An 18169-nucleotide genomic window follows, 5' to 3' on the forward strand; every position below is an offset into this window, starting at 1 on the left:
TTTGTTTTAAATGTTTAATACTTTTTTCTAAAGGTTGCCTAAATTAAACTAAAAATTGAAATAAATCTGGCTTATCATTTAGATAATCACCATAAAAATTATGTTTTTTCATTTTTTCAATTAGCGGCTCAAGATCTTCAGAAGACTTTAATTGTATTCCAACAACTGCCGTACCATTTTCTCGGTTGGTTTTTTTTGCATATTCAAAATAAGTAATATCGTCATCTTTACCCAAAATATCAACCACAAACTCTTTTAAGGCACCAGCACGTTGCGGAAATTTAACAATAAAATAGTGCTTCAAATTTGCATAGAGTAAAGCACGTTCCTGTATTTCTGAGGTTCTTGTTATATCATTATTACTTCCACTTATTAAGCAAACTATATTTTTATTTTTAATCTTTTCAGCATAAAAATCTAGTGCAGCAATACTTAAAGCACCTGCTGGCTCAACTACAATGGCATCTTTATTATATAGCTCTAAAATAGTTTCACAAATCTTCCCCTCTGGAACAGTAATCATATCATCTAAATTCTGTTGGCATATGGGAAAGGTTAAATCACCTACACGCTTCACAGCGGCTCCATCAACAAACTTTTCGATGTGCTTAAGCTCAGTGTTTTTTTTATTCTTTATTGAAACAGTCATGGATGGAGCTCCTTCAGGCTCTACACCTATAATTTTTGTATTTGGAGATAAAACTTTGAAAACTGACGATAACCCAGCAGCCAAACCACCTCCACCTACAGGAATAAAAATATAGTCAATGGGTTCTTTGGCTTGTTTAATTATTTCTAACCCAATAGTTGCTTGTCCTTCAATAACCTTTTTATCATCAAAAGGGTGTATAAAAATTTTGCCCGTTTCGTTTCCTTCTAAAACAGTTGCATAATACGCATCATCAAAAGTGTCTCCCACTAATTTTATTTCAATAAACCCCCCACCAAACATTTTTACTTGTTCTATCTTTTGGTTAGGGGTTGGTGTTGGCATATAAATAGTTCCTTTTATTTCTAGCAACTTACATGATAAAGCTACTCCTTGTGCATGATTCCCTGCACTGGCACAAACAACCCCATTTTTAGCTTCGGTTTCAGACAAAGAACTTATTTTATTATAAGCTCCTCTTATTTTGTATGAACGGACCTGCTGTAGATCTTCCCTTTTAAAATAAATATTAGCATTATACTTATTGGAATATCTTAATCCATAGCTTAATGGTGTGACTGCCGATACATTTTTGATAGTTTCTGCAGCCTCTCTAACATCATTTATATCTGGAAAGTAAGTCATGTTACCTCTAAAGTTATTCTTCTGTGAAATTGAAAACTAATTATTATGCAATTTAAGTATTTGCATTTTCATAAAATGGAATAAAAAACAAAAAACCTCATAGGTCTTATAACTATGAGGTTTTAATATTTAGCTTCCCATTTTCCTGAGAATGACAATTTCAAAGAAACCCTCAACCTAAAACGCAGAGGATTTTTTAAATTTATTCTTAAACAATAGGCTTCATGGCAGTCATAGACGCTCTAAGGAACGTTCCAATTTTTTCTACTGGATGTGCTCTTAACGCTGCATTAACCTCAATTAATCTAGCATTATCAACGCTATCACCATTATCTTTAGCATATGCTTTACCAATCACATTGGTATCAATAGTTTTCATAAAATCTGCTAATAAAGGCTTACATGCGTGGTCGAATAAATAACAACCATACTCAGCCGTATCAGAAATCACACGGTTCATTTCATATAATTTCTTTCTAGCAATAGTATTAGCAATTAAAGGAGTTTCATGTAAAGACTCATAATAAGCAGATGCATCAATAATTCCTGATTCAGTCATTGCCTCGAATGCTAATTCTACCCCTGCTCTTACTAAAGCAACCATTAAAACCCCATTATCATAATATTCTTGTTCTGAAATTTCAACATCACCTGCAGGAGTTTTTTCAAAATTAGTTTCTGCAGTAGCTGCTCTCCAACCTAAAAGGTCTGCATCTCCATTAGCCCAATCAGCCATCATTCCACTAGAGAAACGTCCTTCCATAATATCGTCCATGTGTTTTTGGAATAGTGGACGCATAATATCTTTTAACTCTTCAGATAATTCAAAAGCTTTAATTTTTGCTGGATTAGACAATCTATCCATCATATTGGTTATTCCACCATATTTAAGACCTTCAGTGATTGTTTCCCATCCATATTGAATTAACTTAGAAGCATATCCAGGTTCAATTCCTTTTTCAACCATTTTATCGAAACATAAAATAGAACCCGTTTGTAATAAACCACACAAAATGGTTTGTTCACCCATCAAATCAGATTTAACCTCGGCAACAAAAGACGATGCCAATACACCTGCTCTATCTCCACCAGTTGCTACAGCGTAAGCCTTCGCTTGCGCCCAACCTTTTCCTTCTGGGTCGTTTTCAGGATGAACAGCTATTAGTGTAGGCACACCAAATCCTCTTTTATATTCCTCTCTAACTTCTGAACCAGGACATTTTGGTGCTACCATTATTACTGTTAAATCTTCACGAATTTGCATGCCTTCTTCAACAATATTAAAACCGTGAGAATAAGATAATGTTGCTCCTTTTTTCATTAAGGGCATTACCGCGTTAACAACACTGGTATGTTGCTTGTCTGGAGTAAGATTTAAAACTAAATCTGCCGTTGGAATTAGTTCTTCGTAAGTCCCCACATTAAAGCCATTCTCTGTTGCATTCACATAAGAAGCTCTTTTTTCCTTGATAGCCGCTTCACGTAACGTATAAGAAATATCAAGACCAGAATCTCTCATGTTCAATCCTTGATTAAGCCCTTGAGCTCCACAACCTACAATTACAATTTTCTTTCCTTTTAAAGCATTTACCCCATCTTCAAACTCTGAAGAATCCATAAACCTACACTTTGATAATTGATCTAATTTGTCTCTTAGCGTTAAAGTGTTAAAATAATTTCCCATTTTAATATTCTTGTTTTTAATACTTGTTTCACCCTAAAAAGAAAGGGCCTTTAATTATATGTTAATTTTTAATTTGTGCTAATAACTCAGTAATTTTCATTTCATCTTTTGTAACTGCTATTCTGCCCGAACGCACAAATTGCATGATACCAAAAACATTCAATTCTTTTCTCAAGGCTTCAATTTCATGGCGCCTACCCGATTTTTCTAAAACAAAAAATTCTCTGTTCACTGTTACAATCCTTGTGTTACTTTCCTTTATAATATTTTGAATTTGAGGTTCATCAAACAACAAGTCAGATTTTATCTTGAACATACAAGATTCTGTATAAATAGTTTCATGATCATCATGATAATAAGCCTTGATTACCTCGACTTGCTTCTCTATCTGCCCAACTATTTTTTTAGCTTGTATTTCTGTTATATTGACTACAATAACGAATCGATTTACATTTTCAATCTCAGATTGCGATGTTGTTAAACTCTCAATATTGATATGTCTACGCTGAAAAATTGCCGATATACGATTTAACAGACCAATATTGTTTTCAGTATAAACCGAAATGGTAAGTGTTTTTATTTCTTCACTCATTTTATAAGAGATATGAGAAAAAAGAAAAAAGAGAAAGACATGTAATTATCTAAAACTCTTTATTCTTTTTATATGGTTCTTTATACTTTTTAACTTAATCTAATATCAGATACCGAAGCACCTGAAGGAATCATTGGAAACACATTATCTTCCTTCTCTACACATACTTCAAGGAAGTAAGATGATTTTGAAGCGATCATTTCCTGAACAGCATCTGCTAACTCTTCACGTTTTACAACTCTTTTTGCATCAATATGATAACCTTTTGCTATAGTTACAAAATCAGGATTTGTCATTTCTGTAGAGGCATAGCGTTTATCAAAAAACAATTGTTGCCACTGGCGTACCATTCCTAAAAATTCATTGTTCAAAACTACAATTTTTACGGGTACTTCTTGTTGGAAAATAGTACCTAATTCTTGAATATTCATCTGGTATCCTCCATCTCCAATAATAGCAACAACTTCGCGCTCTGGTTTTGCCATTTTAGCTCCAATAGCAGCTGGTAAGGCAAACCCCATGGTACCTAAACCTCCAGAAGTAATATTACTTTTTGTTTTATTAAACTCCGCATATCTGCAAGCAATCATTTGATGCTGTCCTACATCGGAAACAATAGCTGCATTTCCTTTTGTTTGTATATTTATTTCCTTAAGAACTTCTCCCATGGTTAAGCCCTCTTTTTCTGGAAGCAAATCAGACTTGATTACTTTTTCATATTCAATTTCATATAAGTCCTTAAATTCCTGATGCCAATCCTCATGTGAATTTGCATTAAGTTCCTTTAATAAAAGTCCTAAACTTTCTTTACAATCTCCTAAAACAGCAACATCTGTTTTTACATTCTTATCTATCTCAGCCGGATCTATATCAAAATGAATGACCTTGGCTTGTTTAGCATAAGTATTTAAATCTCCTGTAACACGGTCGTCAAAACGCATTCCAATAGCAATTAAAACATCACATTCATTGGTTAGTTTATTAGGTGCATAATTACCGTGCATGCCCACCATACCAACGTTTAATGGATGTGATGTTGGAATAGCTGAAGCTCCTAAAATAGTCCATGCTGCTGGCACTCCAGATTTTTCAATTACCGCTTTTAACTCTTCTTCTGCTTCACCTAAAATAACACCTTGACCCCAAACAATTAGTGGTTTTTTAGCATTATTGATTAATTCTGCGGCAGTCTTCAAAGACTCAATATTAACCTTTGGAGCAGGTGTATAACTTCTTATTCCAGTACACTTTTTGTACGAAAAATCAAATTCCTGAAACTGCGCATCTTTTGTAATATCTATTAAAACAGGCCCTGGTCTTCCACTTCTTGCTATATAAAATGCTTTAGCCAAAACCACAGGAATATCCTCGGCCTTCGTAACTTGATGATTCCATTTGGTAACAGGTGTAGAAATACCAACAATATCAGTTTCTTGAAAGGCATCGCTACCTAACAAATGCGAAGGCACTTGCCCCGTAATACATACTAGCGGCGTAGAATCTATTTGAGCATCTGCAATACCAGTAACTAAATTTGTTGCTCCTGGACCAGACGTCGCCATGGCAACCCCTACTTTTCCAGAAATACGAGCGTATCCCTGAGCTGCATGTGCTGCCCCTTGTTCATGACGTGTTAATACATGATGAATTTTTCCTTGATATTTGAACAATTCATCGTAAACCGGCATAATAGCACCACCTGGGTAGCCATATAATATATCAACCCCTTCCTCAATCAAACATCTTATAATAGCTTCACATCCGGTGATACGCTCCGTTTTGGTAGCTGCCGTTTTATTGGTTTCCATGGTTTCAGTATTCATTTTATAACTTTTCACCTTTTGCATTCGCATTAGGTATTATTTTATTTTTTTAATATTTATCAGTAACACACCCTTCTGAAGCCGAAGCTACAGAACGTGCATATTTGTACAATATCCCTTTAGTATGCTTTAATGGAGGTGCTTGCCATTTAGCTTTTCGACTTGCCATTTCCTCATCTGAAATATTTAGGGTAATTGTGTTATCCTCGGCATTAATCGTAATGGTATCTCCTGTTTCAACAAGAGCAATAGTACCGCCAACTTGTGCCTCTGGTGTTACATGACCCACAACAAACCCATGGGTTCCTCCAGAGAAACGACCATCTGTAATTAGGGCCACCGATTTACCCAAACCTGCTCCCATAATCATCGATGTAGGTTTTAGCATTTCTGGCATTCCAGGTCCTCCTTTTGGTCCTACGTAACGAATGACGACAACATTTCCTTTTTCTACTTCTCCATTAGAAATCCCATCATTCGCTTCAGGTTCACTGTTGTAAACCACTGCTTTTCCTTCAAATTTCAATCCTTCTTTTCCTGATATTTTAGCAACCGCACCTTCTTCGGCTAAGTTCCCTCTTAATATTTGCAGGTTTCCAGAAGATTTTAAAGCCTTATCGGTACTGTAAACAACATCTTGCTCTTCAAACTCCATGGCTTCAACATCAGCAAGATTTTCGGCTAGTGTTTTACCTGTTACCGTCATACATTCACCATGTAAAAGTCCTTTTTCTAACAAATATTTCATGATTTTAGGTGTCCCTCCAATACCATGAACATCTTCCATTAAATATTTACCTGATGGTTTTAAATCTCCAATGAGTGGTGTTCTATCGCTAATTTTTTGAAAATCTTCTAAACTAAACTCTATATCGGCAGCATATGCAATTGCCAAGTAATGTAATACCGCATTGGTAGATCCTCCCAAGGCATTTACTAAAGTAATGGCGTTCTCAATAGACTTCTTAGTAACAATATCTTTTGGTTTTAAATCTAATTCCAAAAGATTTTTCATAGCCTTTGCTGTACGTTCAGCTTCTGTAAGTTTGCTTGGGTTCACCGCTGGAATAGATGAGTTATATGGTAACGCCATTCCCATGCATTCTATAGAAGACGCCATAGTATTAGCAGTATACATCCCTCCACACGCACCAGCTCCTGGAATAGATTTTTTAATTATTTCCTTATATTCTGCATCATCAATTTCACCAGCAATTTTTTGACCCAACGCCTCAAAAGCAGACACAATATTTAATTTGCGACCTTTATATTTACCTGAAGCAACACTTCCTCCATAAACCATAATAGATGGTCTGTTCAACCTTAACATGGCAATAATAGCACCTGGCATATTTTTATCACAACCAACTACACCAATTAATCCATCGTAAGCCATACCATTTACTACAGTCTCCATTGAGTCTGCTATGATATCTCTAGAAGCTAATGAATATTTCATTCCAGGAGTACCCATAGAAATCCCATCTGAAACACCAATGGTCCCAAATACTAATCCTACTTGACCCGTTTCGTTTATACGTTTTTTAATTTCAGCAGCTATATTATTCAAATGCATGTTACAAGGGTTTCCGTCATATCCCGTACTTCCTATAGCAATTTGAGGCTTCTTTAAATCTTCTTCTGTTAAACCAGCAGCGTATAACATTGCTTGCGATGCTGGTTGTGATGGATTTTGAGTAACTGTTTTACTATATTTATTAAGTTCGCTCATGTTCTTTATCAATAATTTTAAATCTTATTCAGTATGTATGTTGATAATTCAACGATTTTAAGAGTTTTAACAAAAAATGTTAATTTATAATCAACGAAAATAAACCTTTAACCATTTTCGGGTTTTTATTTATATAAAACAAGGTTAAATTCATAGCACAGAAAAACATAATACATCTCTGATTAACAATGTTTTAACTTTATTTTTTTATGATGCCCAATACTTGAAAAAAATCACAAAAAAACCTTCCTTAATAATAGGAAGGCTTGAGTTGTATTTTACTTTTATCAAATAACATTTTCTATCCATGTGAAATAACCAGAATGCCACTGAAAGGAATGATGTTAGAATATAAACTTTTCATCTTGAACGCAACAAATGTTTACAATTAAAATCTACCAACTAAAATTTTGGTTAAAAAAATAAAAATTGAATAGTGTTTCTATTAAATTTTATATTTTTGCTCTCGTATTAATAGAGGAAAGATTTGACTGATTGCAACCTCTTCTAGTTTATTTCACTTAATAAAAAGATTCTGAAATAAATTGGAAATAAAAAATGCTAAAGGCAGTGTTTGCTTCCTTGACGTTTTCCGTCAAATCTTACTCAGTAAATTACAAAAAATGTCTTATTTATTCACTTCGGAAAGTGTTTCTGAAGGGCACCCAGATAAAGTTGCAGACCAGATTAGTGATGCCCTTATTGATAATTTTCTAGCTTTTGATATAGATTCTAAAGTAGCCTGCGAAACCTTAGTAACTACCGGACAAGTGGTGTTAGCTGGTGAGGTCAAATCTACCACTTATTTAGATGTTCAAAAAATAGCAAGAGACACCATCAACAAAATAGGTTATACCAAAGGCGAATACATGTTCGATGGAAATTCTTGTGGTGTGTTTTCGGCTATCCACCCTCAATCTCCAGACATCAATCAAGGAGTAGACCGTGGCACTAAGCAAGAACAAGGTGCAGGTGACCAAGGAATGATGTTTGGCTATGCTACCAATGAAACCGAAAACTACATGCCTATAGCTCTTGATTTATCTCATAGAATCTTAATTGAACTTGCAGCACTACGCAGAGAGAATAAAGATATTACTTATTTAAGACCAGATTCTAAAAGTCAGGTGACCATTGAATATAGCGATGACAATGTACCGCAACGTATTGACGCTATTGTAATATCTACACAACACGATGATTTTGATGATGACGAGACCATGTTGGCCCAAATTAGAAAAGATATTGTTGAGATACTGATTCCTAGAGTTGTAGCTAAATTACCAGAGGCTACTCAAAATTTATTTAATGACAATATTAAATATCACATTAATCCTACAGGAAAATTTGTTATTGGTGGACCACATGGTGATACAGGCTTAACAGGACGTAAAATTATTGTAGACACCTACGGTGGAAAAGGCGCTCATGGTGGTGGTGCTTTTTCAGGAAAGGATCCAAGTAAAGTTGATAGAAGTGCCGCTTATGCTACTAGACATATTGCTAAAAACCTAGTAGCCGCTGGGGTTTCAGATGAAGTTTTGGTACAAGTTAGTTATGCTATTGGTGTTGTGGAACCTATGGGTATTTTTATTGATACCTATGGAACATCAAAGGTTAATTTGAGCGATGGAGATATTGCTAAAAAGGTATCTAAAATATTTGATATGCGCCCTTATGCCATTGAAGAACGTTTAAAATTACGTTCACCTATGTATAGTGAAACGGCAGCATACGGACACATGGGACGAACCAATAGAACGGTTACAAAAACATTTTCACAACCGAGCGGAGAAAGTATTACATTAGATGTTGAATTATTTACTTGGGAAAAACTAGATTATGTAGATAAAGTAAAACAGGCGTTTGGCCTATAAAAAACTTAAAAAATTCTTAAAAAGCTTCCAAATATTGGAAGCTTTTTAACTTGTTCAAAAATTATAATTTAGTACATATCAAAGTATACGCCTATTGATAAATTGCATTGATCTATTTGCTTATTTTTGAAAATTGGAGGCAAATTGTATTTAGCACATAACACAACACCTCCATACACATAGTATTTTAGGCGTGTGCAATTCAAACAACTCGTGTTAAACTTTCCTATTGTTTTTTTAGCCCTTTTGTGAATTCTAGCTCATTTTACTTTCTGTCTATACAAACGTAATTTTTATACTAGTGGTTGCCTAAAGGTTAATTCATCTATTAAATGATATTAAAAGAATAATAACAAAACATGTTTATATTGTTAAATATCTATTTATTATTTATCAAAATAAAGGTTTTGATAATTTATTTATTGACATTTATTAAAATACATGATAATCATTCAATTTTTATTAAATTTGATAAAACAACTCTCATAGTACTGAATATGCAAAATTCAACTCTTTTTTCTTCTTATGATTTTTTAAAAGACACTTGGGACGAGATGTTTTCAAATAATGATGCATTGCGAAAGCAGTATGAAATTATAAGCAATTATTTACAGTACACCTCACCGGAAGAACTTTCGAAAAAAGAAGAACTTTCCAAACAATTGTTTATGCATCAGGGGGTTACCTTTACCGTTTACAATGACGAAAAAGGTATTGAGAAAATTTTTCCATTTGATATCTTACCAAGAATAATTACTTCTAAAGAATGGGAAAAAATTGAAAATGGCATTAAGCAACGCATCACAGCTTTAAACCTCTTCATAAAAGATATTTATAACGAGCAATTTATTTTTAAAGACAAAGTTGTTCCTGCAAATTTAATATATGATTGCCCTTATTTTTTAAGAGAAATGAAAGGTGTCACGCCACCTTTTGACATTTATGTTCATATTACAGGAGTAGATTTAATAAGAAACAATGACGGAGAATTTTATGTGTTAGAAGATAATCTAAGAACGCCTTCTGGTGTTAGTTACATGCTCGAGAATAGAGAAATATCTAAGCGTATTTTTCCAGGTATATTACCCAAATGCAATGTACTTTCGGTTTCTAGTTATCCTGATATTCTTTACAAAAAGCTACGCCAATGCAGTACTCAAGACAATCCCAATGTAGTTTTACTAACTCCAGGTATATATAATTCTGCATATTACGAACATACCACTCTAGCGCGTTTAATGGGAATTGAGCTCGTTGAAGGCTCTGATTTAGTAGTAAAGGATCATGTGGTTTATATGAAAACTACTTTTGGACTAAAACGAGTTGATGTCATTTACCGTAGAGTTGATGATGATTTTCTTGATCCTATGGAATTTAATTCAAAAAGCGTTTTAGGTGTAGCGGGTATTATGTCTGCATATCGTAAAGGCAACGTTACTATAGTTAATGCTCCAGGCACTGGAATAGCAGATGACAAAGCTGTTTACACCTTTGTTCCGGATATGATTAGATACTACTTAAACGAAGAACCTATATTAAAAAATATTGAAACCTATCAACTTGGTAAACCTGAGGATTTTGCTTATGTGAAAAAAAATATCAACAAAATGGTAATTAAAAAAACTGATGGTAGTGGTGGTTACGGTATGTTGATGGGGCATGAAGCAAGTAATGAGGAAATCGATGACTATTTTAAAGTTGTTAATAAAAACCCTGCAGCATATATTGCACAACCTATTTTAAAACTATCCACAGCACCATGTTATATAGATGGTAAACTATCACCTAGATGTGTAGATTTAAGGCCTTTTGCATTATATGGCCCTGATGGCATTGATATTTGCCCAGGAGGTTTAACTCGTGTAGCTCTTAAAAAGGGCTCTCTGGTTGTGAATAGTTCACAAGGTGGTGGCAGTAAAGATACTTGGGTAATTAAATAATTAAAATGCTTAGTAGAGTAGCAAATAACTTAATTTGGATGAACCGCTATATGGAACGCGGTTATAGCGTATTGAATTTATTAAAAGTGAATTACTCTGCCCATCAAGATTCTCCTGATCTTTTCCCATGGACTCCTATAATTAACAACTATTGTGGATCTGACAGTGGTTTTTCTTCAGAAAATTCAATTGAGTGTATTAATCACATGATTTTTAATTTAGATAATCAAAATTCTATAATTAATTTAGTTACAAGATCGCGTGAAAACGCAAGAAGTGTTCAAGAGCACATTCCAAGAGAGCTATGGCTTGGTATTAATAGTTACTATCTTTATCTGACAAAGCCAGAACTACCAAACAAACTATACCAAGAAGACCCTGTAGTTTTTTTAGACAGACTATTAAACCACCAATTACTATATTACGGAAAGATTGACATTACTCAAGAACGAGGTTCTGCTTACTACTTTATGGATATTGGCAAATTTTTGGAACGCGTTATTCAAATCTCAGATCTTGCTTCCATGAAATTGAAGGAAATAGCAAAAACATCTGATGCCTTAGAACGAAGTTTTCTTTGGAAAAATTTTTTACTATCCATTGGTGCCTACCAGCTCTATTTAAAGAAATATAAGTCTACATTTCAAGAGGATTTTATAATAAAGTTAATATTTCAAGAACAATTATTCCCAAAATCCTTATATTATTGTGTTAACAAATTAAGCAGACATATCAATCAGCTTATACAAACCAATGAATTGGTCAATAACGATTTAGAATTCCTTTTAGGAAAGTTACAAAGCACCATTCAATACACAACCATAGAAAGCATTAATGAGCAAGGATTAACTAATTTTATTGCTAGTATAAAAAACGATATCACAAATATTTCCTTAAGCATCAATAATGTGTATTTTTCAAACCAAAGTTAGGTTATTATGGCTTTGTACTACATAAAACATATGACAAAATACACATATAGCGGTAATGTGATTGATGGAGCCAATCAAATACGTTTATACCCCTTCAATAATGAATTTCAAAAAGTAGTATCGCAAAAGATAACAATAAACGGAAACCCAAGCGTTACCACTTACCAAGATTTTTATCACAATATTGTTGGTACGTTTATGTTAATTACTCCTCACAATTTTTTATCAATTGAGTCTGATATTGAAGTTAATACCCAACCTGTTGTCTTTCCAGAAGACAAAGCTAAACCTGAAGAGCAATGGCAGCTCTTAGAATCTTTGAAAGAGGATATCCTGTTTATGGACTATTTAAAATTTATCACTTTTGATGGCACTCCTGATATTAGAAAAATGATTGCTTCAAAAAATAAATCTCTCATAACTCCTTATAAAGTAGCTTTAGAGTTCTGCGAGTTTATTTATAACAACTTTAAATATATTCAAGGCATTACTAATGTAGATTCTAAATTAGACCAAGTTTGGGAACTTAAAGCTGGCGTTTGTCAAGACTTTACTAACATTTTATTACAAATGGTACGCATGATGGGTATACCAGCTCGTTATGTTAGTGGTTACATTTGTCCTGGAGACTCCAAAACTAGAGGTGAAGGCGCTACACATGCGTGGATAGAAGTCTATATTCCTTTTTATGGGTGGTTAGGTTTAGATCCTACTAACAATCTTGTAGCCTCTGAACATCATGTGAAAGTTGCTGTTGGTAGAAATTATAATGATTGTACTCCTGTTAAAGGGGTTTATAGAGGCCAAGTAAAAGATAGTTTATTTGTAAAAGTACATGTTAGCACAACAAAAAACCATAATGATATTAGCATAGATGAATCTGATTCAGAAAGATCTGATACTTCTAAAAATAGTATCCCTAAAAATAGCTACCGGCAAAATTTAGAATTTACCCAACAGCAGCAGCAACAGTAATAAAAAATCACTTCTTCCTATCAATCACATAATTAACCATAAGCTCTAAAGAGCTTTTAAACTCAGATTCCGGATAATCATTAAGCATTTTTATTGCCTCTTCTTGGAAGGCTTTCATTTTAGTTACAGCATAATCCAGTCCACCATTGTCTTTCACAAAGTTAATGACTTCTTTCACTCGCCTTTTATCTTTATTATGATTTTTCACCGAATTAATAAGCCAATTCTTATCTTTTTTACTTGAATTATTAAGAACATATATTAAAGGTAAGGTCATTTTTTGCTCCTTGATATCAATTCCAGTTGGTTTTCCAATGGCCGTGTCTCCATAATCAAATAAGTCATCTTTTATTTGAAATGCCATACCAATAAGTTCTCCAAATTTTCGCATTTTTTCAACATGCTCGGAATCCGGTTTTACTGAAGCTGCTCCCAAGCTACAGCAGGCAGCTATTAACGTTGCTGTTTTTTGACGAATGATTTCATAATACACCTCCTCGGTGATATCTAATTTTCTAGCCTTTTCAATTTGAAGCAACTCTCCCTCACTCATTTCTCTTACTGCTACCGAGATAATTTTTAGTAAATCAAAATCATTATTATCTATAGACAACAACAAGCCCTTAGATAATAAAAAATCGCCAATCAAAACAGCTATCTTGTTTTTCCATAGGGCATTTACAGAGAAAAAACCTCGACGTCTATTACTATCGTCAACTACATCGTCATGAACCAACGTTGCAGTATGTATTAACTCTATTACCGAAGCGCCTCTATAAGTGCGTTCCCTCACCTCGCCATTAGACACCATTTTGGCTACTAAAAACACAAACATGGGGCGCATTTGCTTTCCTTTACTATTTACTATGTAGTGGGTAATTCTATTCAACAAAGCTACTTTGCTTGACATTGACAATTGAAACTTTTGTTCGAAAAGCTCCATTTCAAAGGCTATAGGTTGCTTTATCTGTTCAACTATTTTCAATTTTAATTTTTAGAAAGTTCAAATATAATATTAATTGTTTTATTGAAATTCAGCTTTATGAAATTACTGTTTTTTTATCAGGCAACTTTGATTACCATTTGCCGGTAGGTATTATTTGGTATTTTTCTATAGCTACTTTAGATGTGTTTAAAATATAGATAAACACTTTTTCTCCCTCAATGTCAAAATACTCTTTGTTAAAAAGGTTTTCTTTATTATTTGGTTTATAATAACCTTCAAGTTTATCTAAACTTTTCTCTATCATCTCATCAACAACTTCATAAATTTCTCCGTGAATTGCAGTATTACCATTTTTTACAACCCCGGGAAATGACTGTAAATTAACCATGCTGTATTCTGGTCTTGTTATATAGTCTCGTATTTTTTTAGAATCTCTCAATAGTTTATGGTTACAATACCCTTTTTTTAGTGTTCCATAAACAAAATAATACTGCTTATTCATAGTTTAAATAATACAATAGACTAGTTTTTATTGGCTAATTGCCCACAGGCAGCATCAATATCTTTTCCTCTACTCCTACGGATAGTTACTATAATATCATTAGCTTCCAGAACTTTTTGATACATATCTATGGCTTCTAGATTTGCCTGTTGAAACTCACCATCATCGATAGGGTTATACTCAATGAGGTTTACTTTGCTTGGTGCAAACTTGCAAAAACTAACTAAAGCATCTACGTCTTTTCTCTTATCATTTATACCTCTCCAAACTACGTATTCATAAGTAATTCTGTTCTTGGTTTTTGCATACCAATATTGTAATGCTTCCCTTAAATCTTTAAGCGGAAAGGTTTTATTAAATGGCATAATGGTATCACGCACTTCATCTATAGCCGAATGTAAAGATACCGCCAACTTGAACTTTACGCCATCATCAGCCATTTTCTTTATCATTTTTGGAACTCCGGAGGTTGAAACCACAATACGTTTTGGAGACATCCCTAATCCTTCTGGTGAAGTAATCTTATCAATGGCCTTTAGTACATTATTATAGTTCATGAGTGGTTCTCCCATACCCATAAACACAATATTGCTTAGCGGCCTATTATGATACAATCTACTTTCTTGGTCTATGGTAACTACTTGATCATAAATTTCATCAGGGTTTAGGTTACGCATACGCTTTAAGCGTGCTGTTGCACAAAACCTGCAATCTAAACTGCAACCCACCTGACTTGATACACAGGCCGTAGTTCTAGATTTGGTTGGAATTAAAACCGATTCTACTACTAACCCATCATGTAATCTCACCGCATTTTTAACCGTACCATCACTACTACGCTGCATGGTATCCACCTTAATGTGGTTAATTACAAAATTATCCTCAAGCATTTGGCGCGTACTTTTTGATAGGTTGGTCATAGCATCAAAACTATGTGCAGATTTCTGCCACAACCATTCATAGACTTGATTACCACGAAATGCTTGATCACCTTCCTGTACAAAGAATTCTCTAAGTTGGTTTTTGGTTAATGCTCTGATGTCTTTTTTTGTAATTGCCATAAGTCTTGCAAAAATAACGAAAGCAAATGCGATATACGATTTTTGATTTAGGAATTACGATTTTAATCTTGCATTAGAAATTGAGGTATTATTGGAACTCTTTTTGAGTTGTTCTACTTATGCAAAACAAAAAAGCATCGGCCTAAATATTTATATTCACGAATACAACAACCTAAAACATTAAACAATGAGTAAAGCTCAAGTCCTAAATGTCACTACTATATAGTTTAATAAGCACATAGCTATATGTAAAACAAAAAAGCCCCAATAAAAGGGGCTTAATGTATGACACTTGATACTTTATTATATGATTAACATAGCATCTCCGTAACTGTAAAATCTATACTTTTCCTTAACTGCTTCTTCGTAAGCCTTCATAATAAAATCATGACCAGCAAATGCTGATACCATCATTAATAATGTTGATTTTGGTGTATGAAAATTAGTTATCATACAGTTGGCAATACTAAAATCGTATGGTGGAAATATAAATTTATTAGTCCAACCTTCCATTTCATTAAGTAAACCGTTTGAAGACACAGAACTTTCAATAGTTCTCATAGCTGTAGTACCTACAGCACACACTCGTTTTTTATTTTGAATAGCCTTGTTTACAGTTTCTACTGCTAAACTATTTATAGAAATTTCTTCACTATCCATTTTATGTTTAGAAAGATCTTCTACCTCAACAGGGTTGAAAGTACCCAAGCCAACATGTAAGGTTACTTCGGCAAAATTAACACCTTTGATCTCTAAGCGCTTTAATAAGTGCTTAGAAAAATGAAGTCCTGCTGTAGGAGCTGCAACTGCTCCTTCATTTTTTGCATAAATAGTTTGGTAACGGTCTTCATCCTCTGGTTCAACATCTCTTTTAATGTATTTAGGCAATGGTGTTTCACCTAATTCTTGTAGTTTTCTACGAAAATCAGAATAGGAACCATCATATAAAAAACGTAGTGTTCTTCCTCTTGAAGTAGTATTATCAATAACCTCTGCTACTAAAGTTTCATCATCACCAAAGTAAAGTTTATTACCAATTCTAATTTTTCTAGCGGGGTCTACCAAAACATCCCAAAGGCGTTGTTCTTCATTAAGTTCTCTCAACAAGAACACTTCTATCCTAGCACCAGTCTTTTCTTTATTACCGTATAATCTTGCAGGAAATACTTTTGTGTTGTTTAGTATTAACACATCATCTTGATCAAAATAATTAATGATATCTTTAAACAGTTTGTGTTCAATGGTTTGTTCTTTTCTATTTAAAACCATTAAGCGTGATTCGTCTCTGTTTTCTGATGGGTATTCTGCTAAAAGTTCTTGAGGTAAATTAAAGCCAAAGTTTGATAATTTCATGTACTCTTTTTTAAAATAGTTTGATGTAAAAGCTGATATCTATCCTAATAAATAATCTATATCTTTTTCTACAGATATTTTTACAAAGTTGCAAATATACAATCTGTAAATAGGGGTTGTCAAGTAATTACCTAATTATTATTGAGATATTTTAAAACCAATAGATTTTAAATCGTCCCAGAAGGTTGGATATGATTTTGAAACCACCATAGCATCCTCTATCACAATGGGTGACTTTAAAGCAATAGGTGCAAATGCCATAGCCATTCTGTGGTCGTTATAGGTTGCAATAGATACAAATTCCTTGATATTCTTTGAGGCCTTTAAGTGTAAAGATTTATCTGTAATCTCAACATCTCCTCCTAATTTTTCTATTTCGGTTTTTAAAGCCACCAATCTGTCGGTTTCCTTTATTTTTAGTGTATGAAGACCGAATAAATCACAAGGAATCCCTAAAGTAAAACATGTCACTGCAATGGTTTGCGCAATATCCGGAGCATTTTTTAAATCTAGCTCTAACGGCTGTACTTCAGAAGATATTTTCTTTAAGGTGATTGTATGGTCTTTAAAAATAGTTTCAACTCCAAAATACTTGTAAATATCAACTAAAACAGAATCGCCTTGTAATGAGTTTTTTTTGTATGATGATAAGCAAATCTCTGTACCAACTTTACTTATGGCTACTATACTGAAATAGTATGATGCTGAAGACCAATCTGATTCTACTACTAAGGTTTTAGGCATTGGGTTTTTTGTATTGGGCTTAACAGTAATGACATTATCTTCAAAAGATGTTTCTATCCCAATTTCATCTAATAAGCTTAAGGTCATTTTTATATATGGTACCGACGTGATTTCTCCTTCAAGCGTTAATTCTAGTCCGTTTTCTAATTTTGAAGCAATGAGTAATAACGCCGAAATATATTGACTACTTACATTAGCTGCCAATGACACTTTATGTCTGGTGAGTTTTTTACCTGTTATTTTTATGGGTGGAAACCCCTCGTTTAATTCGTATTCAATATCAGCTCCTAACGCTTTTAAGGCCTCTACTAGAATTTTTATAGGCCGTTCTTTCATACGTTTAGAACCCGTAAGTGTAACTGTTCTTCCTTCTTGAATTGCAAAAAAAGCAGTAAGAAATCGCATGGCAGTACCAGCATGATGGATATCAACTATTTCAGAATTCGAACTCAATGCGCTTGTCATTAAGTTACTATCATCTGAGTTAGATACGTTTTTAAGTGTAAATACGGGGTATAATGCTTTTAATAGTAATAGCCTATTAGATTCACTTTTCGACCCTGTTATTTGAACTGAAGACTTTTGTGCTATCTCAGATTTATGAAGTGTAATTTGCATAACTATGAATACCTGTTATAAACAAGCTGCAAATTTACTGGATAATAGAGATTAATACTATGAAACTTATTGATTTTTTTTATGACCTCTTTTCTT

The 18169-nt window shown here is 33.6% G+C and carries 14 protein-coding genes; 4 read left to right on the forward strand and 10 right to left on the reverse strand.

Features of this window, described 5'->3' with window-relative positions; genetic code table 11:
• Positions 1-43: 43 nt before the first annotated feature.
• The 5 genes from ilvA to ilvD all read right to left on the reverse strand — a co-directional run bounded on the left by ilvA (position 44) and on the right by ilvD (position 7125).
• Positions 44-1294: a threonine ammonia-lyase IlvA gene (gene ilvA / locus DFQ02_RS01390; protein ID WP_116039193.1), complete on the reverse strand. Its 1251-nt coding sequence runs from the start codon at positions 1292-1294 to the stop codon at positions 44-46.
• A 208-nt stretch (positions 1295-1502) separates the two neighbouring features.
• On the reverse strand, positions 1503-2978 hold the full coding sequence (gene ilvC, locus DFQ02_RS01395) for a ketol-acid reductoisomerase (RefSeq protein WP_116039194.1): 1476 nt from the start codon (positions 2976-2978) through the stop codon (positions 1503-1505).
• 61 nt (positions 2979-3039) lie between these two features.
• Positions 3040-3570 carry an acetolactate synthase small subunit gene (gene ilvN, locus DFQ02_RS01400; RefSeq protein WP_116039195.1) on the reverse strand — a complete coding sequence of 177 codons (531 nt, stop codon included), beginning with the start codon at positions 3568-3570 and terminating at the stop codon, positions 3040-3042.
• A gap of 89 nt (positions 3571-3659) precedes the next feature.
• The gene (gene ilvB / locus DFQ02_RS01405) at positions 3660-5378 is read right to left on the reverse strand and encodes a biosynthetic-type acetolactate synthase large subunit (RefSeq protein ID WP_394342989.1); all 1719 of its coding nucleotides are present in this window, start codon (positions 5376-5378) and stop codon (positions 3660-3662) included.
• A gap of 64 nt (positions 5379-5442) precedes the next feature.
• Entirely contained in the window at positions 5443-7125 is a 1683-nt protein-coding gene (gene ilvD, locus DFQ02_RS01410) for a dihydroxy-acid dehydratase (RefSeq protein WP_116039196.1), read from the reverse strand.
• A gap of 623 nt (positions 7126-7748) precedes the next feature.
• On the opposite strand from ilvD, the gene metK reads away from it, so the two are divergent.
• From metK to DFQ02_RS01430, 4 genes are all read left to right on the forward strand, one after another.
• The gene (metK, locus tag DFQ02_RS01415) at positions 7749-9002 is read left to right on the forward strand and encodes a methionine adenosyltransferase (protein WP_116039197.1); all 1254 of its coding nucleotides are present in this window, start codon (positions 7749-7751) and stop codon (positions 9000-9002) included.
• Between the two features lie 497 nt (positions 9003-9499).
• Positions 9500-10942, forward strand: coding sequence for a circularly permuted type 2 ATP-grasp protein (locus DFQ02_RS01420; RefSeq protein WP_116039198.1), 1443 nt, complete (start codon positions 9500-9502; stop codon positions 10940-10942).
• A gap of 5 nt (positions 10943-10947) precedes the next feature.
• A complete protein-coding gene (locus DFQ02_RS01425; protein WP_116039199.1) occupies positions 10948-11874 on the forward strand; it encodes an alpha-E domain-containing protein in 927 nt (308 codons plus the stop codon).
• A 6-nt stretch (positions 11875-11880) separates the two neighbouring features.
• The gene (locus tag DFQ02_RS01430) at positions 11881-12849 is read left to right on the forward strand and encodes a transglutaminase family protein (RefSeq protein WP_116039200.1); all 969 of its coding nucleotides are present in this window, start codon (positions 11881-11883) and stop codon (positions 12847-12849) included.
• 7 nt (positions 12850-12856) lie between these two features.
• On the opposite strand, the gene DFQ02_RS01435 is transcribed toward DFQ02_RS01430, so the two are convergent.
• The 5 genes from DFQ02_RS01435 to DFQ02_RS01455 all read right to left on the reverse strand — a co-directional run bounded on the left by DFQ02_RS01435 (position 12857) and on the right by DFQ02_RS01455 (position 18073).
• Complete coding sequence (locus DFQ02_RS01435; RefSeq protein WP_116039201.1) at positions 12857-13834, reverse strand: polyprenyl synthetase family protein; 978 nt, start codon at positions 13832-13834, stop codon at positions 12857-12859.
• A 91-nt stretch (positions 13835-13925) separates the two neighbouring features.
• Complete coding sequence (locus tag DFQ02_RS01440) at positions 13926-14297, reverse strand: gamma-glutamylcyclotransferase family protein (RefSeq protein ID WP_116039202.1); 372 nt, start codon at positions 14295-14297, stop codon at positions 13926-13928.
• Positions 14298-14317: 20 nt separating this feature from the next.
• Positions 14318-15358 carry a 23S rRNA (adenine(2503)-C(2))-methyltransferase RlmN gene (gene rlmN / locus DFQ02_RS01445; RefSeq protein ID WP_116039203.1) on the reverse strand — a complete coding sequence of 347 codons (1041 nt, stop codon included), beginning with the start codon at positions 15356-15358 and terminating at the stop codon, positions 14318-14320.
• A gap of 303 nt (positions 15359-15661) precedes the next feature.
• Positions 15662-16711 carry a tRNA preQ1(34) S-adenosylmethionine ribosyltransferase-isomerase QueA gene (gene queA / locus DFQ02_RS01450; protein WP_116039204.1) on the reverse strand — a complete coding sequence of 350 codons (1050 nt, stop codon included), beginning with the start codon at positions 16709-16711 and terminating at the stop codon, positions 15662-15664.
• 138 nt (positions 16712-16849) lie between these two features.
• The gene (locus tag DFQ02_RS01455) at positions 16850-18073 is read right to left on the reverse strand and encodes a 3-phosphoshikimate 1-carboxyvinyltransferase (RefSeq protein ID WP_116039205.1); all 1224 of its coding nucleotides are present in this window, start codon (positions 18071-18073) and stop codon (positions 16850-16852) included.
• Positions 18074-18169 lie beyond the last annotated feature (96 nt).

The organism is Seonamhaeicola aphaedonensis (assembly GCF_003386195.1).
Classification (GTDB): domain Bacteria; phylum Bacteroidota; class Bacteroidia; order Flavobacteriales; family Flavobacteriaceae; genus Seonamhaeicola; species Seonamhaeicola aphaedonensis.

Coding starts and splice junctions, on each gene's coding strand:
- ilvB (WP_394342989.1), bottom strand. CDS start 5,378: ATGGAAACCAATAAAACGGCAGCTACCAAAACGGAGCGTATCACCGGA.
- ilvD (WP_116039196.1), bottom strand. CDS start 7,125: ATGAGCGAACTTAATAAATATAGTAAAACAGTTACTCAAAATCCATCA.
- DFQ02_RS01440 (WP_116039202.1), bottom strand. CDS start 14,297: ATGAATAAGCAGTATTATTTTGTTTATGGAACACTAAAAAAAGGGTAT.
- metK (WP_116039197.1), top strand. CDS start 7,749: ATGTCTTATTTATTCACTTCGGAAAGTGTTTCTGAAGGGCACCCAGAT.
- DFQ02_RS01425 (WP_116039199.1), top strand. CDS start 10,948: ATGCTTAGTAGAGTAGCAAATAACTTAATTTGGATGAACCGCTATATG.
- queA (WP_116039204.1), bottom strand. CDS start 16,711: ATGAAATTATCAAACTTTGGCTTTAATTTACCTCAAGAACTTTTAGCA.
- rlmN (WP_116039203.1), bottom strand. CDS start 15,358: ATGGCAATTACAAAAAAAGACATCAGAGCATTAACCAAAAACCAACTT.
- DFQ02_RS01420 (WP_116039198.1), top strand. CDS start 9,500: ATGCAAAATTCAACTCTTTTTTCTTCTTATGATTTTTTAAAAGACACT.
- DFQ02_RS01455 (WP_116039205.1), bottom strand. CDS start 18,073: ATGCAAATTACACTTCATAAATCTGAGATAGCACAAAAGTCTTCAGTT.
- ilvN (WP_116039195.1), bottom strand. CDS start 3,570: ATGAGTGAAGAAATAAAAACACTTACCATTTCGGTTTATACTGAAAAC.
- ilvC (WP_116039194.1), bottom strand. CDS start 2,978: ATGGGAAATTATTTTAACACTTTAACGCTAAGAGACAAATTAGATCAA.
- ilvA (WP_116039193.1), bottom strand. CDS start 1,294: ATGACTTACTTTCCAGATATAAATGATGTTAGAGAGGCTGCAGAAACT.
- DFQ02_RS01430 (WP_116039200.1), top strand. CDS start 11,881: ATGGCTTTGTACTACATAAAACATATGACAAAATACACATATAGCGGT.